The organism is Membranihabitans marinus (assembly GCF_019802045.1).
Lineage (GTDB): Bacteria > Bacteroidota > Bacteroidia > Chitinophagales > Saprospiraceae > Membranihabitans > Membranihabitans marinus_A.
In genome coordinates this window covers 1-15,265 of the sequence record NZ_JAHVHU010000029.1, presented here as the reverse complement: position 1 = coordinate 15,265, position 15,265 = coordinate 1, and the positions used below count along the sequence as shown (strand labels likewise).

Annotated in this window: 12 protein-coding genes; 1 reads left to right on the top strand and 11 read right to left on the bottom strand. The window is 46.3% G+C overall.

The window, feature by feature from the left end; translation table 11 throughout:
• Nucleotides 1-843 precede the first annotated feature (843 nt).
• From KUV50_RS19105 to KUV50_RS19055, 11 genes are all read right to left on the bottom strand, one after another.
• Nucleotides 844-1,953, bottom strand: a complete 1,110-nt coding sequence (locus KUV50_RS19105) for a D-TA family PLP-dependent enzyme (RefSeq protein WP_222581816.1) — start codon at nucleotides 1,951-1,953, stop codon at nucleotides 844-846.
• A 10-nt stretch (nucleotides 1,954-1,963) separates the two neighbouring features.
• A complete protein-coding gene (locus KUV50_RS19100) occupies nucleotides 1,964-3,343 on the bottom strand; it encodes a neutral/alkaline non-lysosomal ceramidase N-terminal domain-containing protein (RefSeq protein ID WP_222581815.1) in 1,380 nt (459 codons plus the stop codon).
• A 223-nt stretch (nucleotides 3,344-3,566) separates the two neighbouring features.
• Nucleotides 3,567-4,691, bottom strand: coding sequence for a dipeptidase (locus KUV50_RS19095; RefSeq protein WP_222581814.1), 1,125 nt, complete (start codon nucleotides 4,689-4,691; stop codon nucleotides 3,567-3,569).
• A gap of 111 nt (nucleotides 4,692-4,802) precedes the next feature.
• Entirely contained in the window at nucleotides 4,803-5,729 is a 927-nt protein-coding gene (locus tag KUV50_RS19090; protein WP_222581813.1) for a 3-hydroxyacyl-CoA dehydrogenase family protein, read from the bottom strand.
• 9 nt (nucleotides 5,730-5,738) lie between these two features.
• Nucleotides 5,739-7,049, bottom strand: coding sequence for an aspartate aminotransferase family protein (locus KUV50_RS19085; RefSeq protein WP_222581812.1), 1,311 nt, complete (start codon nucleotides 7,047-7,049; stop codon nucleotides 5,739-5,741).
• A complete protein-coding gene (locus KUV50_RS19080; protein ID WP_222581811.1) occupies nucleotides 7,046-8,080 on the bottom strand; it encodes a 3-hydroxyacyl-CoA dehydrogenase family protein in 1,035 nt (344 codons plus the stop codon). Before KUV50_RS19080 ends, KUV50_RS19085 begins: the two co-directional genes overlap by 4 nt.
• A 24-nt stretch (nucleotides 8,081-8,104) precedes the next feature.
• Nucleotides 8,105-8,485, bottom strand: a complete 381-nt coding sequence (locus KUV50_RS19075) for a RidA family protein (protein WP_222581810.1) — start codon at nucleotides 8,483-8,485, stop codon at nucleotides 8,105-8,107.
• A 368-nt stretch (nucleotides 8,486-8,853) separates the two neighbouring features.
• On the bottom strand, nucleotides 8,854-9,957 hold the full coding sequence (locus tag KUV50_RS19070) for a dipeptidase (RefSeq protein WP_222581809.1): 1,104 nt from the start codon (nucleotides 9,955-9,957) through the stop codon (nucleotides 8,854-8,856).
• Nucleotides 9,950-10,966 (bottom strand): 3-hydroxyacyl-CoA dehydrogenase family protein, encoded by a 1,017-nt coding sequence (locus KUV50_RS19065; protein ID WP_222581808.1) that lies wholly within the window; start codon nucleotides 10,964-10,966, stop codon nucleotides 9,950-9,952. The genes KUV50_RS19070 and KUV50_RS19065 overlap by 8 nt, the downstream gene beginning before the upstream one ends.
• Nucleotides 10,967-11,219: 253 nt before the next feature.
• Nucleotides 11,220-11,966: an SDR family NAD(P)-dependent oxidoreductase gene (locus KUV50_RS19060; protein ID WP_222581807.1), complete on the bottom strand. Its 747-nt coding sequence runs from the start codon at nucleotides 11,964-11,966 to the stop codon at nucleotides 11,220-11,222.
• Nucleotides 11,967-12,122: 156 nt separating this feature from the next.
• Entirely contained in the window at nucleotides 12,123-13,205 is a 1,083-nt protein-coding gene (locus KUV50_RS19055) for a Gfo/Idh/MocA family protein (RefSeq protein ID WP_222581806.1), read from the bottom strand.
• A 511-nt stretch (nucleotides 13,206-13,716) separates the two neighbouring features.
• Between KUV50_RS19055 and KUV50_RS19050 the strand changes: the two genes are divergently transcribed.
• Nucleotides 13,717-15,198, top strand: coding sequence for a SusC/RagA family TonB-linked outer membrane protein (locus tag KUV50_RS19050; protein WP_222581805.1), 1,482 nt, complete (start codon nucleotides 13,717-13,719; stop codon nucleotides 15,196-15,198).
• Nucleotides 15,199-15,265: the final 67 nt, after the last annotated feature.

The following is a 15,265-nucleotide window of genomic DNA, read 5'->3' as shown; positions in this document are numbered from 1 at the left end:
AATTGAGTCTAGTAACTCGTCTACTTTTTGGTTCTTCATAATTTTTAATATAAGATTTACAAATCATGAATCCCAATGATCGGGGGCGGAAAAATGTAAAAAAAATTTTTCAGCCCCCCGCCCCCGGCCGGGGGCGGGGGGCTATACACAAAATACTTTACAGTCCCAAATATTCTTCGATTCTCTTCGTCAAAAATACTCGGTGTAACTCCAGCTATACCTCCGCTTTTTTCCTCGACAATCTTTGAATATTAACAAAATCTTATACGGCATTATCAAATACAAATGGTATTTCAACGGAATATCCGGTAACATTGCGGCATAATTCGCAATTTACGGTATGAAAAATACACGTTTCTCATAAAAAGACCTGCTAAAGATGCTTTACTGAGAAACGTTCGATGGAGATATCAAACCAGGTATGGATTCGGCATATTGTACCGTAAGTATTTTGCCAATACTCTTTTTTGAACTCCCCCAGCCCCTCTTTAAAGAGGGGGGCCATAGAGTGCTATGAATACTACCGGCTTTCATTTTATCCATCGTTTCTCTTTAAAGTAAAAGCGAAAGAGTTCAGCCATTATAGAAACAAATGGAAAGCCGGGTTATTTTCATTCTCGTACCAATGTATCTGTACTGATTATAACCCGCTTTATTCACCATGTCAATCTATTGTGACACATAATACACAGTGTGACAATTACTTAAACCCCAAAATTGGGCCTATTACATAGCCAAATTTTGGGTGACGTTTGACTTTTGATTCATAAAACGACTTTACTCAAGAACTGCTCGATGGAGATCCCGCTGGGAGAACTCTCGCATCCCGGAGTCCCGCAACAGCTACACCGTCAGTTTCCGATCCCGGGCAACTACCTTCCAGCTGTCAACCACCCTGGAATCTTCCACGACTAAGACATGGTCGTACAAAGCGACCGTCGGACAAATGTGAATCGGCACCCCATATAATACATCGCCGACGGATAGTTTCTGATCCTCCGGGCTCTCTACGACCAGGTGTTCTTCACTTTGTCCGCTAAAGGTCAGTTCAGGTGCATTGTAAAAATGGACCCGTCTTTCCAACGGGTTCTCGGGCGCAATGGATTTGTGCCCCAAGTCGAGACAGTACTTATTTTCTTTTACATGCGATATCACCCGACTGATCACCAGGGCAGCGGGCAGAAAATCCTGCTCGGGACAGGTCTCCTGATACCCCTTGTCCCAATACACAAAAGTACCCGGACTGCATTCTACGTCGCTCCGGTTCGCATGCACAGGGAAAGTGGGCGATCCACCGGCTACGATGGTCAGATGTATGTCCTCTTCAGCCAATTGATTTTTCATTGTTTGAACCGGCGCAAAACTCGCATCGCACTGTCTCTTTTTCTCTATGTAGTCCGTCGAACGGATGTGTCCGTCATAGACGTGTAATCCAACCACCTGGATGCCATCCAAAGACTCGATCTGTCGGACCAATTCGATTGCTTTATCACCGGGGGAGATACCGGTGCGGTTCATGCCAACATTGAGGTCGATATAGACCGGGATGGTCACACCCTTGATCCTGGCTTTATCTGCGATGGCTCTCGCTGAATCAGTGTTATCGACCAGACAAGAATATTTCGTTTCCGGATAGCGCTGAATGAGCTTCACCAAACGATCAATTTTTGGTCCGACCGGTTGGTAAGCCAGCAGCACATCCGGTGTTTTACTCTGTCCCAGCATTTCCGCTTCGGCAATGGTCGCACATTTGTATTTTGTAATGCCGGCTTCCAAGAGCATTTTGGTAATATCCGGGGATTTATGGGTCTTGATATGAGGTCGAAGCCGCTGAACGTCATCGATCATCCCAAGGAGGGTTTCAATATTTTTTCGAACACGATCGACATAGACGACCAAAGCCGGTGAATCGACATGATCCATGTTTTCTATGGTATACCAGGAATTATTCATGGTTGTAAGTTTAAGTTGAAGCGGTTATTTCTTTTATGGTGTTTTTCATCCGTGCAAATATTTTTTCTTCCGCATTTTCCTCCAGGCAGCTGTAGCGGCACCGCCAGGTTTCATAGCCGCCCATTTCTATTTCATGCGCTGGAGGAACATATCCCACGTTTCCATTGGCCAGACAGATCGTAAAGTATCCTTTTGAAAGGTTTTCATTTTTTAGGTTCAGTCCGGTTTCGGCAAAAAATTCGCCGGGTAAAGCACCAATGACCAAATCGCCGATGCGGATCACTTGCAGCGGAGCTGTACGTTCATCCGGCTCGTCATTCAGCAGGACTTGTTCCCGCGCATAGGCTTTTCGCAAACCAGCATCGGAATATACAAAATTTTCATAATCACTTTCTTTGACTATCTTTTTCGCCATGTCCAGTGCTTTTTGATCCGGTTTTCGAACACCAAGACTCAATGAATTATTTTTCATTTCAAGCGCAACAGATTTTTTCCACGATGTCCTTCCTACAAGGTTTTCGGCCACCTGTCGGGCTATATCTGTTCCGATGAGATGACTTTTTTTAAAGTGAGCGGCAGGATATGATTTTTCACCTGCGAAATCCCAAATATTGATATCCCCGCTGGTCCCGTTCGTCATCATGGCCACAAAATCCTCTCCGGCATTTAGATTTTCTTTCACTGCCTGAGCAAAAACTCCAAAATAATCCGCGGTAATGGTCCCGTTTTCCCAGTCACCGACGTAATGGAGGGAATAGTTGCTTAATACTGAAATCCATTCTCCGTCCAGGTTGCGTACGGCCATATAATACACTTCCGGATCGGTCACGCCAACCGGTCGGTCAATCCATTTTTCCAAACCAAAAGGATTTGTTTTAATCTGATCTTCCTGGTCCGTCACCGGATTAACCGGGGTGTAGTCGTCCGACATGTGATACCGTCGACAAAGTACGTGGTCCGGTACATGGAGGTGTCCCCAGGCAAATTCCGCGGGTTGTATTTTGTCAAGCGCTTCAGTGACCGATTTTGGAATCTGGCTGGCCAATTGTCTTCTATAAGCCATATCTAAAGCGCCAAGGTGCACCTCTTCGATCGCACCCGCCGCATGGGTGTGAGTACATGCCATGAGGATGTTTCGTAAAGGAATATGGGTCTGTTTATTGATCTTAACTTTCACCTCGTCCATAAAAGTCTGAGACATGGTACAAATGTCCACAATGACAAAAGCCAGTATTTCGTGATCGTTTTTGAGAATCAGACACTTGGCATAAAGTGGATCATGGATGTGGGTGGCAAAATGTGTGACAAAATCCCCGTTGATCCGCGTGCCCAAAGACGGGGTGATGTCTACTTGCGCGGCACCTGCGTACAATTGATTTTTAATAGCCATGATTAGTTATTCAGTTATTCAGTTATTCTGTTCTTGGTTATTGAGTTCTTGTCATTTTTTCTAGACTTTTGCTCAACTGTGTGTCATGACAAAGTTGAAATGATAATAAGATTTGATGATTACATTGTTCCATGAACTTTGTTTCCTGTGCATTAGAGGAATGCCTCTTATCTAAATAATTATAGAATAAATCAGCAGTTTCTATGATCATAATCAATTAATTTTAATCCCATACTTTTCTCAGAAACCGCAACCAGTTTCCATGAAAAATGGCGTCAATATCTTCATCAGCGTATCCTCTCTGTGATAACAAACCATCATACTTCTGAAGATCCGCTATCGAGTTCATATCCCAGGGCGACTGTTCTGTTCCGAAAATCCCGTCCAGGTCGCTGCCAATCGCAATGTGGTTGCTGTTTCCGGCGATTTGACAAATGTGATCCCAGTGATCGATCAAATGCTCCAAACGAATATCGAGTTGCCAGGGGTCCGAAACCGTGTCAATAAAACGGAGATCCATGGCCCAGCAGTCCAGCATCCCGCCAATAATGGCATCGCGTTCGATCAATCGCTGGATCTGTTCGTCGGTCAATTGACGTTGATTGGGAACGATCTTCCGTACATTGTGGTGGCTTGCCCATACCGGACCCTGATACCGCTCCAGTGCTTCATCAAATCCAGCGTCGGTCAGATGGGTAATATCCAGAATCAATTGGTCCGAAGTCCCCACTAGTCGGTTCATTTCGTCGATCAGCTCTTTTCCAAGGCTGGTTAATCCACCTTCCAATCGGGTCCCGGGCGCATAGCGTCCCGGACCGAAATGAGACAAGTTGATTGCTTTCAACCCATACCTGCACGCTTTTTCCAGATAGGAAACATCCACCAGGGAATCGGCACCCTCCAGACTGAGAATATAACCGATGGGCTTTTCCTGATCTGACGTGGAATCATCCTCCCATACCTGCAGATTCTTATCTAGTTCGGTCAGATTCGTGATTTGCACCATTAATCCCAAAGCTTCCATTTCCCGGTACCAGGCTAGTTGGGCCTGTGTCATGGCCCAAGCCTGCTGGGGGGAGTGCCAGCCGGCCAGTTTGCTCCCGGGGGGTGTGTACCGAGATAGCTGTGTGGCTACCACAAGACCGATTCGGCCTTTTTGAAGCTCTGGTAAACAAACGGTGCCATTGCCGCGGTCTGGTTTATCGGGCATGTGCATTTCCCGGACTCGAATATCTTCGAGCGGTTGACGTAGATCCCGGTTCCATTCGATGGCATTCATAGCCAGGTCTAGATGGCCGTCAATAATAAACCGTTTTCGATGTTCGGATTTCTCCGGCTGATTAGGCATTTTTATACAGTTAAAAACTAAGCATTAAAAAATATAAATTCTTCGGATTGTCGTAAAGTGGTTTTGGGTACCACGTCTGAATTAAGAATTAAGCATTAACAATTCATAATTCTAAAAGTATGTTTCCATTAACTTCTTTATTTCAAAACTAAACTTCCTCATTTTTTCCTCCCAGACTTCCACTTCCTTTTCTGAATAGTCGTAAAATCCTTTACCGCCTTGCATGCCTGGGGCATTATTTTGAAGAACATCAGTGAAAAATGCAGGGGGTACCGTGGCGTTTGATAACTCTTTATTGAGCTTTTCCATCACTACTCCATAGGCGTAGGTGCCCATCAGATCCATATACTGAAAATGGCCCGAAAACGGTAAATAAGTTCCGGCATCGTTCCGGCAAGCGCGGTCAATGTCCTCTATGTTGGCATAGCCTTCTTCAACTAAAAAGAGTGCTTCTCGCAGCATGGCGGTGTTCATGCGACCTCTTATTCCGAGTTCAGCGTGAACGGTGTAGGGGTCTTTGGCCCATTGTTCCATACCCATCGCCTTTAACTGGTCTATGATGTCCGGGTTTGATACTTCATTGTGCACTATTTCCAAAAAAAATGTGGTGTGCGCCGGTTCCGCCCAATTGACCACGACAATGTTTTCCGGACGCGCAGTGATTTTCTGCAGGATATGCAGTGGGATATGATCGGTGGCTACAGCTATAATCACGTTATTTGATTGCCTTTCCAGTTTCTCAATCAATGGGCTCAATGTCGCCAGTTCTGTGTAACCGGTAAGGATTGCTATAGTCGGTGAGTAGTCATCGGGCCAGTCCTGTGTAATGCGAAAACTGGTTTGTTTTTCTTTACCGGCGTATTGATGAAGATCCGTGAGGTGTTGATTGACGGTGATTTTGACGTCGGATGGATGCTCGGTCACGATAACCAGGGAAGGGTCGGAACTCACCACGCAAGCCGCAATACTGGCCAGGGACCGACCATGTCCTGCAAGCAGAATAGTTTGATCTTTACTGAATTTGGAAGATGTATTCATCAGGAAGGTTTAGTGATCAAAATTCGATAAAACACGATCGATCGTTTGTATGGCATGATCGATGTCCGCTTCCGTGTGGGCAGCGCTGATGTACCACAATCCCCGTCCGATCACCCGGACCCCTTCCTGATTCAGTGCAGCGATCAGCTTTTTAAGTTTACCGGTGTCAAAAGTCAGCGTGTCTCTGAAGTCGTGAATTTCAGTTTGATCTGTAAAGCCCATGCACAACATGGGACCGGGACCTGTGACCAATAGATTGTGGCCGTATTTTTTTGCAGCAGACTGGATGCCCTTTTTTAATTTCTGGCCGTACGCAAACATTCGATCGTGGGGCTGATCGCGCTCCAAAATAGACAGGGTAGCCAGCGCAGCAGCGACCGGTGCATTTCCGGAATTCATAGTGCCGGCATGGAGAGCACGACCTTCCACGACGACATCCATCCATTCCCTGGTTCCTGCAACGGCACTTAGAGGATAGCCACTGGCCAGTGCTTTGGCAAAAATAGAAAGATCCGGGGTGACGTTAAAATAAGTCTGCGCACCACCCAGGTGAATTCGAAATCCGGTGATCACTTCATCGAAAATCAGAGCGATATTGTATTGGGTGCACAATTCACGCAACCCTTCCAAATAACCTTCTCGGGGAAGAATACACCCTTTATTGCACATAATGGGTTCGGTGATGATGGCCGCAATTTCACCATGGTTTTTTTCCAACAGTTGTTTAACCAGTTCCAGATCGTTCCACGGCAATATTTCAAATTCATCTCTGGTGTGTGCCGGTAACCCTTCTGTCCAGGGAAATACATTGGGTGCAGATCGGGATCCGAGGTCTTTATCTTCCGGAATGGAAAGACCCCAGGCCACATTGTCCAGCCAACCGTGATAATGGCCCTCAAACCGCAAAAATTTGTGTTTCCCCGTCTTGGCTCGGGCAATCCGGAAAGCGGTCTGCACCGCTTCCGATCCACTCAGACTAAATCGCATCAACTCGGCCGAAGGGACCAACTTATTGATTTTTTCTGCCAGCTCAATTTCTCGGATATGCTGACCGGCAAACAGTTGCCCTTCTCTCGAATATTCATCGATGGCCTGAAGTAATTCTTCATTGGAATGACCCAAGATGAGGGGGCCCTGGCTCAGTGTGAAGTCGAGGTATTCGTTCCCGTCTACATCATAAAGGCGGCTCCCTTTACCGTGCGTATAAAACAGGGCGTGAGGATAGTTGTATTTTCTGAATTCAGACGAGACCCCGCCGGCCAGAACTTTTTTGGATCTTTCCAGGAGGGCTGCTGATTTGTCGTGATTTAAATTTTTCATATTGATTTTATTTCTTCGATTTCGGAAGAAGTTTTTTTTGAGTATTTATCTGAAAGAAAATACATGTCCCGGTTAAACTGGTTGAATGCCTGCTTCCATTGCGCTGCTTCCTCTTGGGTATAAGAATACATGCCTGCTCCGGAGTGAATCCCTCTGAGTTTTTGATCCACCATGGGTTGCATAATCGAAGGTCTGTGCGTGGCGGCAGAAAGTAGAGGAAGCAGCTTTTTCACCATTTCACCTTCGTTGGCGATACCCATATAATCCATGCGACGGAAAATACCCATGACCGGAACCCACGACCCCATATCATAGCGTGCTGCTTTGTCTAGATCTTTCAGAGTCGCCTCGCCTTTTTCATGGATGTTCAGTGCTTCGCGGTACACCGCGTACATGAGCCGGTTAGTGATAAATCCCCGAATGTCCTTCTGAAGCAAAGTGGGTTCTTTATTCCAGTCTTCAGCCCATTCGCTGACCCACTGCGCTTTGCGGAGGTCCGTTTTTGACCCACAGGTTATTTCAAGGAATCGGGTCGCATAGGCTGGTTCTGCCCAATGGATGCCCATAAACCGGTCCGGAATACGCAGGTACTGCTGCAGTGAGCTGATTGGGATGGCCGATGTATTCGTCCCGATAATGGTGGTTTCCGAAACCTGTGCCTCGATTTTACGATAGATGTCCGATTTGATGTTTCGGTCTTCGATGACACATTCCAGAACCAGAGAACAATCCTGAAGAGCGGAATAATCTTCCGTGAGCGTTATTCGGTCGAGGTAATAATCCACCGGATGCTCCAAAATGCCCAGGGTCTCCGCGTGTATCAATTGCTCTTTGAGGTACCCTGGTGCATGTGCCAGATCCTGCGCGACCGGAGCTACGGCGATCACTTTATAGCCCGATACCGCGAATGCGGTCGTGATGCTGCTGCCCATGAGTCCCAGTCCGACGAGGCCTACCGGCAATTCGGTCACTTTTTTTCGCGGGCAGAGTGTCTCATTGGTGCTCTGATTGCGTTTTAAGGGATGTGTCAAAACGTATGATTCACTTTTGGTTAATCAGGAAACTTTGGCGATGCAATCAATCTCTACCTTTAGATTTTCGGCCAAAACAGACTGCACGGTGGTACGGGTTGGCTTGGTCTCTCCGAAGTAAGACCCGTAGACTTTGTTGTACCGATCAAAATCATTGATGTCAGCCAGGTGAACGGTGCATTTGATGACCTGGTCCAAGGATGAACCCGCTGCTTCCAATATAGCTTTGAGATTTTGCATGGTTCGGTGGGTTTCTTCTTCGATGGTCCCCAATTCGAATTTGGAGGTCTTAAAGTCCACAGAGGCTTGACCGCTGACGTATACAATGCCATCGACGATCAGTCCGTCTGAATATGCTCCCGTTACAAATCCTTCTGCGCGTTCTGGATGAATTACTTTTTTCATGTTGCTGTCTATTTAAATGTTAAGTTTTGTCTTTCCAACCCCCGCCATACATGACGGAGCATAACACCTCTGGGATTACATGATCTCAAGTGCTAACTACATACAGAAGCATGTGTTCCTGGACAATGAATCCTAATTCTCAAAGGTATCTTACTTTTGATGCCGTCAATACTACTATCGTATGGAAAACAGGTATTATTTTATACCCAGTACGCTTGATTTCAACCGATTTCTGAGAGTAAAAATGGCCAATCTCTTCATCATCAATACACGCCATAGCTACTATGGCTATGCCTGTGTTTGCTTCATCGATATTGTCTATTTTTACTAACCCATCGAATCGGTCAAACCAAAACGTCCCGCGTATTTTATTTCCACGCTTTCTTCAGGAAGCGGCGCCAGTTTCCATTCATTATTTTTTGGATGTCTTCTTCTGTGTAGCCTCGATTTTGAAGTAAACCCGGGAACTTTTGCAAATCGGCGATGGTCTCCAGATCATAAGGACTTTGTTCTTTCCCAAAAGCCCCATCGAGGTCACTGCCTATAGCAATATGATCGGTGTTTCCGGCTATTTGACAAATGTGATCCCAATGATCCACGATTCGTTCCAGCGGAGCACCATCTTTTCGGGGGTCTGAGGTGCCGCGCACCCAACCCGAGACCATCATCCAGACATCCAGTGAGGCGCCGATCACGGCATCTCGGTCGATTAATCGTTGGATCTGATCGTCAGTCAATTGACGCTGATGGTCGACGAGGGTTCTGCTGTTGTGGTGACTGGCCCATACGGGGCCCTGATAGAGATCAAGCGCCTGATCAAAGCTTTCATCGGTTAAGTGGGTTACGTCCAGGATCATACCCAATTCGTCCATTTTCTTGAGCAGTGCGATGCCGGATTCGTGCAATGGGCCGGATCTGCCCGTGCCATCTGCATACCGCCCCGGTCCGTAATGTGCCGGTCCCAATGCTCTTAACCCATCTTCGTAGGATCGTTCCAGGATGTCGAGGGTGATCAAGGAGTCTGCTCCTTCTAGGCTTAGTATGTAACCAATGGGTTTCTCCTGATCTGGTATCGTCGCATCTTCCCAAAGGGCGACATGATCTTCGAGATCGAGGTAGTTTGTGATCTGTACCATTTCTTCTTCGGCTTCCATAGCCCGGTACCACGCTAACTGCGCCTGGCTTTGTGCCCAGGCTTGGTGGGGTGAATGCCAACCGGGGAGTTCACTGTCTTCGGCGACATATCGGGCGATCTGCGTGGCCACTACGACGCCGATCCGTCCTTCCCGGAGAGCTGGTAATGAAACCACGCCAAGGCCTCGGTCCATTTTGTCGGTCATGCCCCATTCGCGGTCTCTGATGGATTGCACGGTTTGCCGGAGATCTCTGTTCCAGTCAATCGCATTCATGGCCAGGTCGAGGTGGGCATCGATGATCAATGGTCTTTGGGTGTTGCTTTTTCGATCACTCATGGTTTGTCTTTTTTTGATTCAATCTTTGTTGGACGATGTCTGCGGGGTACTGGAGTGCCAGCTCCCGGATTTTGTAAGTGAACTCGGTAAATACTTTTTCCCATTCCCGGGCTTCCTCTTCGGTGTAGTCATGGAATCCATTGGCATTGGAAATCCCATTTCCCCCGGACCGGACGATGTCATCGATTAATTTGGGGACTTCCGTTCCGTTGTGCAGGGTAGGTAAGAGGTCCTTCATAACGGTGTGATAGGCCTTTACCCCGGTCAGATCCATCCAGCGAAAAATACCTACCAGAGTCATAAAATAACCGGCGTTGTTCCGGCAAGACCGATCCACATCTTCTACGGTCGCGTAGCCGTTTTCGACCAGGTGTATCGCTTCCCGGTACATCGCATACATCAGTCGGTTTGTGATGAACCCGGGGATGTCTTTCCGGACCAGAATGGGTTCTTTTCCCCATTGGTGTGAAAGTTCATAGAGGTATTCTCCCTGGTCTATATTGCTCTGGTCACCGCAGATGATTTCCAAAAACCGTGTGGTGTGGGAGGGTTCCGCCCAGTGAAGTCCGAAAAAGCGCTCCGGATGCCGGGTTAACTGCTGGAGTTGGGTAATCGGAATGGCTGAGGTATTGCTGGTCAGCAACGCATCGGATGCGATGTGCGGTTCGATTTTATTATAAACGGACTTTTTAATGGATACATCTTCAATGGTGCATTCCAATACGATCTTGCAGGGTTTTAACTCTGAATAGTCCTCTGTGATTACCAGGTTCTTCATGAACTCTTCCGGTGTCTGATCGATCAGATTGTGCTCCCGGGCGTGTTCCAGATGATTGATCATGCGGGGACGGGCATGCTCCAGATCAATGGGCAATGGAGCGACCGCCACGACCGGGTGGCCGGCCATTAAAAGGCATACACAGATGCTGCTGCCCATGAGGCCCAGACCCACGACGCCGATTGGGATGTCGCGAGGCATTGGTCGTTGGTGATCTTCACTTTTGGTCATAGCGTGTTGTTGGTTTGTAATTTTGATTTCAATTAATTTATACTAAATTTTATTGACACAGCTGATTGGATACCCTCCAGTCTAGCCCATCTGATTCGTGCATTCTGTGACCGCTCTACGGTCAAAAGTATTTTTTGGTCCGGTTGCTAATAAACTTGGACCGCTCTGCGGTCGTACTTGCACGCTCCGCTTTGGGACAAATCATCAACCATCCACCATTAACCATCAACAATCAACCATTCACCATTCACCATCAATACGTTGCTCTTCCTCCGCTCAAATCAAAGCAAAATCCGGTCGCAAAACTATTTTCTGGAGAAACAATAAACCCGGCCATGTTTGCCAGTTCGTCCAGTGTGCCGCACCTTTTCATGGGGATTTTGTCCGTCATGTATGTGACTTGTTCCTGAGGTAGTTTGGCGACCATGTCTGTCCGTATCACTGCTGGCGCCAATGCGTTGACCGTGATCCCGGTCTCTGCGTATTCTTTGCCCTGTACTTTTGTCATGCCGATAACAGCTGCTTTGGAAGCCGAGTAGGCCAACATGCCCGCGTTGCCTTCCTTGCCTGCGATCGAGGCGATGTGAAGAATACGGCCATAATCTCTTTGAATCATGCCTGGGAGAATGTATTTGCTCATCAGCCACGAGCCTTTGAAGTTGATATCAAAAACGCGCTGAAGGTCTTCTTCCTGCACTTGATGACTTTGAATGTTGGTTTGTCCGGTGATGCCGGCGCTATTGATCAGAATATCGATGCTGCCAAAGTGGCTTTCTACTTTCTGTACGGTTTTTCGAACCTGGTTTTCATCAGTGACATCCACCGTGTGAATAGCACAATCCTCAGGCAGTTCCTTCTTTATTTTTTGCAGTCCTTTTTCATCGATATCCAACAGTGCCAGCTTGACCTGTTTTTGGGCCAGATGGCGGGCAATCGCAGCACCCAGACCGGTGGCAGCACCCGTGATGACGGCTACCTGGGCATGGTTTCGAGGATTCATTGGCTAATGTATTATCGTATTCAATTTCAAATTTGGGATGTCGTTGACCAAAAATGAACCTCCCGGCAAAAAGCCAGGAGGCCCTTTATGTATTTTATAAAAAAGAACAAAGCTCTAAGCTCCAAAAACTAAGCTCTATATACTATGCCCTAAATGCTACAACACGACCGTCTTTCCGGTTCGTACGGATTCATCACAGGCAAATGCGATTCGCAGGCTGTCCACGGCATCTTCGCCATGTTGTGAAAGGTCCTTGTCATGAAGGATGGCATCCAGAAAATATTCCTGTTCCCTTTTGCACAGTTCGTTGTGATCGGGCTCATCGGACAGGTCGATCCATTCATCCTCTTTCGCAAACTCCTCTTTATCATTGAGCTCAGCGTGATGCAGGAGCAGTGATTCTGTCTTGGTATGCGCTTCAATGGAAGAAGATTTGCCTTCTCCCCCGGCATCTCTGGCCATAATGGAAAGTGAGCCTTTGGGGCCAAAAATATCTTTGATGAAGAATGCATTTTCACTGATCATCGGACCCCAGCCAGCTTCGTACCAGCCGACGGAACCATCCTCAAACGTGATCTGAAGTTGCCCGTAGTTGTAGTTGTCTTCCGGTATATCATCGGTGAGTCGGGCGCCGATGGCACTGACGCGCGCGGGTTTGCTTTGAGTCATTTGACTCATGACGTCGATGTAGTGTACCCCGCAGTCCACTATAGGGCTGAGGCTGGCCATCAGATTTCGATGAAGGGTCCACATTTCGGTTTGACTTTGCTGGTTCAGGTTCATGCGCATCACCAGTGGTTTACCCAGTTGATGTGACATTTTTACAAATTTTTGCCAGCTGGGATGGTGCCGAAGAATATAGCCGATCACCAATTTTTTATTGGCTTTTTTACCGGCTTCCACCACACGTTCTGCGCCTTCCACGCTACTGGCCAGTGGTTTTTCTACAAACACATGACATCCGGCTTCAAAAGCCTGAATCGCATAGGGTTCGTGGGTTTCGGGATAGGTGTTGATGCTCACGGCATCGGGCTTGGCGTCTTTCAGTGCTTCCTCATACGTATCATACAGCGGATAATTGCCGCCCAATTTTTCGTTTAGTCTTTTTTTGCTTTCTCCCCGGGATACTAATCCGACGATTTCAAAGCCATCCATCTGATGGTAGGCCAGCGCGTGCGATGCGCCCATATTTCCACATCCGGCCACTAGGACTCGGACAGGTTGGTTTTGGTTTGACATGGTACTAATTTTTATGGATTAAACTAAAAAATGGAAAATAGTAAAAAAAATGAGTCTTGGCGCTTTTTACACCTTCAAATAAAAGATTTCTGCTAGGAGGTAACTAATACGATATTTCAACTTATGCGTACTTTTTTTCAGATTTGGAAATTGACCCCTGTTTTGGGTAATGTTAGCATCTTATCATCTAAAGGCTATATAGCCGTTGATGTAGGGTGGGAAGTGCAATCTGAAAGTGTGATGACCGGTCATGGACAGCATGAGTTTTGTTGAAGTGAATAATTACATAGTGTTGGTGTGGGTTGGTGTGGGTTGGTACATATATTGCAGATAGGGTGAAATAACCAAATAATATATCTATGGGTTCTGTTTTGCATTGGAGTATGCGTTTCGGATAGTAGATTTGAAAAATAGTATATAAATGCGGTGTAATAGTAGGAGTTTATTAACAGTTTTGGGTTTACATTTGGAGAGTTGAATGTGATTGCTAACTTTCTAATATTACATGCTTATGAAAAAGAACGTACAAACCTATATCAGGTCATACTTGCTGTTGATACTACTGACGGTAGTGTATGTTGGTTATGGTCAGAATCTCAGTCAGGTCACAGGGACGGTGGCCGATCAATCCGGAGAACCCTTGATTGGTGTTAATGTCCGGGTAAAAGGTACCAATGTGGGAACAGCAACAGATTTTGATGGAGCGTTTACGCTAAATAATGTAGATGTGCAGAATGGTGTATTGGTGTTTAGCTACATCGGGTATAAAACGATGGAAGTTCCATTGGATGGAGAGACAAATCTTTCGATCACCATGGAAGAAGGGAGTGAACTCTTGGATGAGGTTGTCGTAGTGGGGTATGGTACCCAATCCAGAGAGGAGCTAACGACCTCGGTGAGTAAGCTGGATGAAAAAGTACTTGAAAATGTCCCTTATGCCAATGTCGCTACAGCTATGCAAGGCGCTGTCTCTGGAGTTCGTGTGCAGAGTACATCAGGTCAGCCAGGTGCTGCGCCCCGGATTATAATCCGTGGTGGAACTTCGATCAACAACCCCAATGGAGCTTCACCATTGTATGTGGTAGATGGCGTAATACGGCCTAATATTAATAACTTATCTTCGAACGATATAGAATCGCTTCAGGTGTTGAAAGATGCTGCTGCTACTGCTATATATGGTGCCCGAGGTTCTAATGGTGTGGTTGTTATCACAACGAAATCCGGAAAGATAGGTCAAGCTGTAGTGGATTATTCTTACAATTTGTCGTTCTCAAGCCCCAATAAATTATACGATTTAGCGAATGCGCGTGACTATATTTATTTTGGACGGAAAGCGATGATTGTACGTGATGTTTATCCTGATGCATCATTCCGCTTGTCTGGTGCTTCTGGATTTGGAACAGGAAATGACCTCACAAAGAATACGGCTTACACGACCCAATATCTTTCTTCTGAAAATGAACATAAATTAAATGAAGGGTGGGAAAGCATGCCTGATCCGGTAGATCCTTCTAAGACTATCATTTATAAAGGTACAGACTGGCAGGATGTTCTGTTTCGAACGGGAGTCTCACACAATCATTACGTGTCTGCGTCTGGAGGAACCGATAAGGCAACCTTTAGTGGTAGTTTAGGATTTCTAGATAATCAAGGTATTGCTATCCAGACGGACATGAAAAGATATACGATTAATATCAACGGAGATTATAAAATTAGTGACCGGTTAAGCTTTTTTGGTCGGACGAGTTTTGCAAATTCCACTGATCATCAAGTGACGAACATAACCAATATTTTTGCTCGAGGAATGACTTTACCACCAACAGCGAAATATTACTTTGAAGACGGAACACTTGCACCGGGTGAAAAGCAAAGTGAGGGGAATCCAGAATATTATTTAAATAACCGGGATGCAGAGAATAAGTCTGAAACTATGACTTTTTCGGGCTTGTTTAAAATTTTGTGTATTCGCTCAAAATTGATTCTGATTTCATGAGTAAAGTTAAATAATCATTTTATGACTTTCACCCGATCCGGGAATAAGATAGTCAGTTGGTTAAAAA

Bases quoted from the DNA above. Each gene is read 5' to 3' on its own strand.
- KUV50_RS19105 (WP_222581816.1), bottom strand. From the start codon at position 1,953: ATGAATAATTCCTGGTATACCATAGAAAACATGGATCATGTCGATTCA.
- KUV50_RS19100 (WP_222581815.1), bottom strand. From the start codon at position 3,343: ATGGCTATTAAAAATCAATTGTACGCAGGTGCCGCGCAAGTAGACATC.
- KUV50_RS19095 (WP_222581814.1), bottom strand. From the start codon at position 4,691: ATGCCTAATCAGCCGGAGAAATCCGAACATCGAAAACGGTTTATTATT.
- KUV50_RS19090 (WP_222581813.1), bottom strand. From the start codon at position 5,729: ATGAATACATCTTCCAAATTCAGTAAAGATCAAACTATTCTGCTTGCA.
- KUV50_RS19085 (WP_222581812.1), bottom strand. From the start codon at position 7,049: ATGAAAAATTTAAATCACGACAAATCAGCAGCCCTCCTGGAAAGATCC.
- KUV50_RS19075 (WP_222581810.1), bottom strand. From the start codon at position 8,485: ATGAAAAAAGTAATTCATCCAGAACGCGCAGAAGGATTTGTAACGGGA.
- KUV50_RS19070 (WP_222581809.1), bottom strand. From the start codon at position 9,957: ATGAGTGATCGAAAAAGCAACACCCAAAGACCATTGATCATCGATGCC.
- KUV50_RS19065 (WP_222581808.1), bottom strand. From the start codon at position 10,966: ATGACCAAAAGTGAAGATCACCAACGACCAATGCCTCGCGACATCCCA.
- KUV50_RS19060 (WP_222581807.1), bottom strand. From the start codon at position 11,966: ATGAATCCTCGAAACCATGCCCAGGTAGCCGTCATCACGGGTGCTGCC.
- KUV50_RS19055 (WP_222581806.1), bottom strand. From the start codon at position 13,205: ATGTCAAACCAAAACCAACCTGTCCGAGTCCTAGTGGCCGGATGTGGA.
- KUV50_RS19050 (WP_222581805.1), top strand. From the start codon at position 13,717: ATGAAAAAGAACGTACAAACCTATATCAGGTCATACTTGCTGTTGATA.